We start from the raw sequence: 1,152 nt of genomic DNA, 5'->3' as shown, positions 1-1,152 counted from the left end.
GTGCCTGTCCGTCCAACAGGGTCACAAAGGTAACAACACTTTCTTATCCCGCAAGGGGGAAAGGCGTTTTTTAAACCAAATAATCTCATCCAACCTGATTATCAATGAAATAATATTTGCCTACATCCAACTCACCATAGCAAAACATCAAATACATTCATATAATAGGCATTTCCTCCGTAAAAAAGCACCCATTCCCCACAAAAGCCCTAAAAACAGAAAACCCTTTCTAAACTAATTTAGAAAGGGTTTCTTGTGACCTCGCCAGGATTCAAACCTGGAACCTCTTGAGCCGTAATCAAGTGCTCTATTCAGTTGAGCTACGAGGCCTTCATTGAGGTTTGCAAATGTATAATGTTTTATCATAAAATCAAAAGAAACCTCCTTATTTAATCCTACCGCCTTTGCTGCACTTCCCTTATTCACCTATATTTCAACACCATACCGTTATTTACTTTTTCTAACTTACCTTTTGAAACACCCGATTAAGAATAATTAAGATAAAAAACCCATCACAATCAAGTAAGTTTTTATAATTTAGCTCATTGAAAAATTAATTACAAAAAACGCTTTCATGAAAAGACTAATCATTATTTTATTTGTTTTTGCGTTACCAATGAGCCTATTCGGTCAAGCGGGCAAGACAACCCCCATCCAAGGAAGGCCGGACATTAAAGGAGACCTGTTTTTAGACTTTGGATTCAACACACTTAATAATAAACCTGAGGGTTTATCCTCTAAGTTTTTTGCATCCAAGACCGTTAATATTTATTTCCAGCGCCCCATCAACCTTGGTGATAAATCAGGACTCACTTTTAACCCAGGGATCGGCTTTGGCTTGGACAAATTAGCATTGAAAGATAACATGACGTTAATCAATGATCCTGAAAAAGGAAGTAATTCAAGCCAGCTTGTTGAAATAGAAGACATTTATGGAGAAAACACAGCTGTCAGCAAAAACACCATGGCATTAAATTACATCGACATTCCTTTGGAATTCAGGTACCACTTCAACAAAAGTGATTACAACGAGGGTTTCAGAATAGCTTTGGGTGGAAAAGTCGGTTTTCTTTACAACGCACATACCAAACACATCTTTACAGATGCTAACGGAGTAGAAAGAAAAGTGAAAAATGCCCAAGAATTTGGATT

At 37.2% G+C, this 1,152-nt stretch carries 1 protein-coding gene and 1 tRNA gene; one reads left to right on the top strand and one right to left on the bottom strand.

Going from position 1 to position 1,152, the window contains the following annotated elements:
- Positions 1-256 precede the first annotated feature (256 nt).
- Positions 257-330, bottom strand: a tRNA-Arg gene (locus tag ACYVAA_RS04090).
- 244 nt (positions 331-574) lie between these two features.
- Between ACYVAA_RS04090 and ACYVAA_RS04085 the strand changes: the two genes are divergently transcribed.
- The coding region (locus ACYVAA_RS04085; RefSeq protein ID WP_460538790.1) for a porin family protein at positions 575-1,152 on the top strand (578 nt) is incomplete at its 3' end.

The sequence above is a fragment of the Echinicola sediminis genome (assembly GCF_054777495.1).
This window is presented reverse-complemented; position numbering and strand designations above follow the sequence as displayed.